The sequence below is a fragment of the Carnobacterium sp. genome (assembly GCF_032094055.1).
Classification (GTDB): domain Bacteria; phylum Bacillota; class Bacilli; order Lactobacillales; family Carnobacteriaceae; genus Carnobacterium_A.
This window is the reverse complement of sequence record NZ_DAMDAK010000032.1, coordinates 4,949-9,952: the sequence shown is the minus strand read 5'-3', so window position 1 is coordinate 9,952 and position 5,004 is coordinate 4,949. Positions and strand designations below refer to the sequence as shown.

Below are 5,004 nucleotides of genomic sequence, written 5' to 3'. Positions count from 1 at the left end.
TTCATCAACGATTCTTTTAAATCAACTGTTTCAGAAAAAATAAGCGGTTCAAAGCGGTACTTTTGCAATTCGTCTAATGACCATTTCATTTTACATCACTCCTAAAGCAACAAAGGTAATTATACTAGTCTCCTGTACCTTTGTCAACGTATTTTACCTTACACCTAAAATCTTAATCCTCTAGTTTTCATTAGTATTTTCACAAAAAAACCAACGAATTTTATTTTTGTCTGAGAGGCTGTCTACGAAAATCTTGCGGCTTTGCTAAAGCAGAAAAACCTAAATTATAAACTTCGCCAGCTTTAATATCAAATTGCCATAAGGATGAATTTTTTTGCTGTATGTTATTAAGCAAGGGCAGATTACTCTCTTTTTTCATTTGGTTTAAAAAAGCTTGTCCTTTTTCATTAAAGCCTAAGATGTGAACAGCTTTAGGAGATTGCAATTCTTCCATCATTTCTTCTGTCTTTACATTCAATAAAATATAAAGGCACAAGCGTTGCAATCTAACCCAAGTATACCGTTTATTTTTAACTAATGAAATAAAATGATCGAAATTTTTTGCTTCCTTGCTTTTTTCTTTTAACCGGTATTCGATTCCTTCGTTCATTTGATAGATCGTCCTTAACTCCGCGACCGATTGTAAGGTTAGCTGATATTTTAGATAAGGCCAAAACGTTTCCCAACTCACCAACTCCGCGTTGTCTAATGCTTTGGCAGTTGTCTCAGGTATAACCTCTTTTAATTTATTCAATGCATGCAAAAGATCCGTATCTTCTCTTAATGTTTTCCGAATAGCTGTTGCACTAGCCATTTTTTCTTGAGGCATGATCTTTTGTACATGATAGCCGGATCCTGACCTTTTGACAGTATGCAAAACCATTGGATTAGCATATTTTGCGTTTTCTTTAGCATAAGCTAAACCCAGGATGGAGTTCGGCATACTTAAATCAAGATTTTTTGAGGGAAATAAGTCAGCAATTATCTGTTGCATTTGGGCTGCATAAGTCATACCGTTGTTTCTTACCTCTTTAAATCGCTTTTCAATCTCTGCTATTTCATCAGCTAAACATTCAGCTAATTTTTGAAAGTCTTCAGCTTCGCCGCTTTCAACTCCGAAGCATAACTGGTCACATCCTATGGCTTGCAATAATGAAATTCCGCCTTTTGCAAAATAATCAGCAGGTTGAATACAAAAAGCAGTTGGCAATTCAATGATCAGATCTGCTCCCCCAGATAAAGCCATTTGGGCTCTTGTCCACTTATCTACAATTGCCGGTTCTCCGCGTTGCAAAAAATTACCACTCATAACAGCAATGATCACATCTGCTCCTGTTATCTTCTTTGCCTGCTGTAAATGATAAAGATGTCCATTATGAAATGGATTATACTCTACGATTACACCGCAACTTTTCATTTTTACCCTCACTTTATTTAACTAGTTACTTTACTATTTTTTAATTCTTCGAGAAATACAGCACCATATTTTTCCAGCTTATTTTCCCCCACACCTTTGATTTTCAATAGTTCATTTTCTGTTTGTGGTAAGAACTGGCACATCTGTTTTAGCGTTTCATCTGAAAAAATAACATAAGGCGGAACTTTTTGAACACTGGCTAACTCCTTGCGAATCTCTCTTAATCGATCGAATAAGACATCATCAATGGCTAATTTGTGCGCTTGTTGTGCTTGTTTTCGGGTAACACTGTTTTCCCCTTTCAAGATAGCTACGCCTTTTTCAGTTAATTTCAACAGAGGATATTGTCCATCAGTCGGAGCTAAATACTTTTCAGCAGTCAAATAGTCGATCAATTGAGTGACCTCTTTTTGGGCCGTTCCTTTCATTAAACCATACGTCGAAAGTTGATCAAAATTCCATTGCTTGATTTTTTGATCTTTTGAACCCGTCAAAACTTTCATAACCATTGACTTTCCAAACGTTTCTCCCATTCTTTTAACACACGACAAAACCTTTTGCGTCTCTATTGTAATATCAATCGCTTCTCGTTCATCTAAGCAATTACTACACTGTCCGCATTCTTCACATTGGTCTCCAAAATAATGCACAATATAGCACTGTAGACACATTTGCGTTGATCCATACTGTGCCATTTCTCTTAGCTTGGCATACTCCATTTTTTTATGTTCCTCATCCATTGCAGATTGTTCAATAAAGTAATGTTGAATCTGCATATCTTGTGGTGAAAACAGTAATATTGCATCGCTAGGGAGCCCATCACGACCGGCACGACCGGCTTCTTGATAATACGCTTCAATGTTTTTTGGGATTTGGTAATGGATCACAAAACGCACATTGCTTTTATCGATCCCCATTCCGAAAGCATTTGTAGCTACCATAACTGCAACTTCATCATAAAGAAATTTCTCTTGCCAATCGCTTCTTTCTTCTTCTTTCATGCCGCCATGATATTTTCCTGCAAGAATATGATGAGAGGTTAACAATTCGTAAATTCGTTCAACCTCTTTACGGGTGCTGGCATAAATAATTCCTGATTGTCCTTTATTGATTGTTAAATAATCTAATAAGTAGCGATTCCGCTCTTGTCCCTTAACGACTTGAAAAGCTAAATTATCACGAACAAAGCCCGTATTTACCCGATTTTTCTCTTCTATTCCTAATAATTCCAAAATATCATCTGAAACAAGAGGCGTAGCAGTGGCAGTTAAAGCAAGAATAGTCGGTCGATAAACTGATCGTTGGATGGTCTCGCATAAAGACAGATAACTGGGCCTGAAATCATGCCCCCATTGTGAAATACAGTGCGCTTCATCAATCGCAATCATTGAGATTTTTACTGACTTCATCAAATAATAAATTTCTTCAGTTTGAAAACGTTCCGGTGCGACATAAACTAGTTTATATTTTCCATTACTGGCATCCTTCAGTCGTTCATTCATTTCTACTGAAGAAAGCGTACTGTTTAGGTAAGTCGCTGAAATACCTAATTCCGTTAAAGCATCTACCTGGTCTTTCATCAAAGAGATTAAAGGAGAAATTACAATGGTTATTCCATCAAAAACCAATGCTGGAATTTGATAACAAAGCGACTTGCCGCCGCCTGTAGGCATGATAGCTAACGCATCTTGCCCATTCAAAATCTTCTCAATCACTTCTGATTGACCATGACGGAATTCATTAAAGCCATAGATTTCATGAAGTAATTGATAAGCTCTTGTTAACATACCGCACCTCCTTTTTATAAATCCATTCCCTTTTCAGGAGAAAAAAACAGAAAAATCCATTTCGATTCTCCTGTTTTTATTGTGTTCATTCATCCGTCTGATTTACACGTTATTATTTTTTACACACAAAAAACCAACGGGGAGAGTCATCTTTTACTTCTGTCTCACCAAATTCAGCACTTGTTTTTATTGAAGTAAAACCTGCCTGTTGCAGCATATCATAGTAAACTACTAAGGGATAAGTACGCTCTTTGTGCGTTTCATCAAAACGCTCATACTTGTCCGATTCTTCCTCATACACAAAAAAGGTTAAATCATGTTCGATAGAATGCTCGCTGTCTCCGCTATAGCTTTTCCACAAAAAACTGATGTCTTCTGATTGATCATTGTACATGTACCCTGGAAAAACTTCATCTATCTGATAAAGAGAATGCACATCAAACAGAAACATTCCAGAATCATTCAACGTTTGATACACTTCTTTAAAAACTGATAAAACAGCTTCTTTATGCGGCATATAACAAATAGAATCAGAAAAACAAGTTACTGCATCGTATTTTCCCACTTCTGATAAATCTAACATATCCCCTTCAATAAGCGGCAATTGTAGGCCTTCAGCCCATGCTCGTTCATTAGCTAGACTCAACATGTTAGCGGATAAGTCCAGTCCCGTCACAGCATAACCGCGTTTCTTTAACATTATAGCTAATGCTCCAGTTCCACAAGCTAATTCTAGTACGGTTTGCTTCTTATTTTGAAGTTCTTGGTCTACAAAGTTTCCCCAGCGTTCGTAAAGTGTTTCATCCATGATCGCATCATAAACTTGAGCAAATGTTTGATAACTCATCACTGATTAAACCATTTTAGTGATGTCAACTAATGGGGCATCACTCCATAATTTTTCAAGATTGTAAAATGCTCGTTCAGAATAATGGAAAACATGAACGACTACATCCCCTAAATCGATCAACAACCATTTTGCAGATTCACGGCCTTCAACCCTTTTTACTTCAAGTCCTGCTTTTTGTACTTGATCGATGATTTCATCTGCAATCGCTTGAACTTGTTTTTCATTATTCCCGTGCATCACAACAAAATAGTCTGCTAATATCGAGATTTGTCTAACATCCATTGCTAAAATATCTTCTGCGCGTTTGTCATCCCCAGCTTTTACTACTAAATCTAACAATTTTTCACTTGTTTCTTCTGACATCATATTCCTCCTATGGTTTTGCTACCCATGCATTATACGTTTCGATCGCTTTTGGGTAAATTTTTCTTTTGGTCGTAATTAAATGTTGCAGTGTATGTTCCGTTTCAAATGCTACAGCTTGTTCCAAATCCATTGCAGCCAATTTCCTAGCTTCCTCAACTCCTGGAAAATCACGTCCTGCTTCAATATAATCAGCAACGTAAATGACTTGTTCTAATAAAGACATCTCAGCAGCACCTACTGTATGGCAACGTATGGCATTTAAAATTTCTATATTTTGAACATGCAATTCTTTTTTTACTAAGATGGCTCCAACAGGTCCATGCCAAATCTCACTGCCGTATTGCAACAATTCTAAATCTAAATTTGCACTGATAATCAAGTCATGCATCTCGCGAGGATTGCGTTCTTTTGCATAATCATGCGTCAATGCTGCTATACTTGCTGCTTCTATAGAAACACCGTAACGCTGAGCTAACTCAACAGCGGCTTTTTCGACGCCTAATACATGCTTGAACCGTTTCGAGCTCATTTGTGCTTGTACTTTTTCAAGTAATTCATTTCTGTCTAACGGGACATACTCACCA

5 protein-coding genes and 1 pseudogene are annotated in these 5,004 nt (G+C 37.1%); all 6 read right to left on the bottom strand.

Features of this window, described 5'->3' with window-relative positions:
• A pseudogene (locus RT405_RS13495) lies at positions 1-89 on the bottom strand (DUF177 domain-containing protein); the annotation flags it as partial.
• A 131-nt stretch (positions 90-220) separates the two neighbouring features.
• Complete coding sequence (locus RT405_RS06595) at positions 221-1,417, bottom strand: nucleotidyltransferase (protein WP_313468580.1); 1,197 nt, start codon at positions 1,415-1,417, stop codon at positions 221-223.
• Positions 1,418-1,434: 17 nt separating this feature from the next.
• A complete protein-coding gene (gene recQ / locus RT405_RS06590) occupies positions 1,435-3,204 on the bottom strand; it encodes a DNA helicase RecQ (RefSeq protein ID WP_313468579.1) in 1,770 nt (589 codons plus the stop codon).
• A gap of 112 nt (positions 3,205-3,316) precedes the next feature.
• Entirely contained in the window at positions 3,317-4,051 is a 735-nt protein-coding gene (locus RT405_RS06585) for a class I SAM-dependent methyltransferase (protein ID WP_313468577.1), read from the bottom strand.
• A 6-nt stretch (positions 4,052-4,057) separates the two neighbouring features.
• Positions 4,058-4,417 (bottom strand): ribosome silencing factor, encoded by a 360-nt coding sequence (gene rsfS, locus RT405_RS06580; protein ID WP_396163394.1) that lies wholly within the window; start codon positions 4,415-4,417, stop codon positions 4,058-4,060.
• 10 nt (positions 4,418-4,427) lie between these two features.
• On the bottom strand, positions 4,428-5,004 hold a 577-nt coding region (yqeK, locus tag RT405_RS06575), incomplete at its 5' end, for a bis(5'-nucleosyl)-tetraphosphatase (symmetrical) YqeK (protein WP_313468573.1).

Excerpts from the sequence above, each read along its gene's own strand:
- RT405_RS06585 (WP_313468577.1), bottom strand. The coding sequence starts at position 4,051 with ATGAGTTATCAAACATTTGCTCAAGTTTATGATGCGATCATGGATGAA.
- recQ (WP_313468579.1), bottom strand. The coding sequence starts at position 3,204 with ATGTTAACAAGAGCTTATCAATTACTTCATGAAATCTATGGCTTTAAT.
- rsfS (WP_396163394.1), bottom strand. The coding sequence starts at position 4,417 with ATGTCAGAAGAAACAAGTGAAAAATTGTTAGATTTAGTAGTAAAAGCT.
- RT405_RS06595 (WP_313468580.1), bottom strand. The coding sequence starts at position 1,417 with ATGAAAAGTTGCGGTGTAATCGTAGAGTATAATCCATTTCATAATGGA.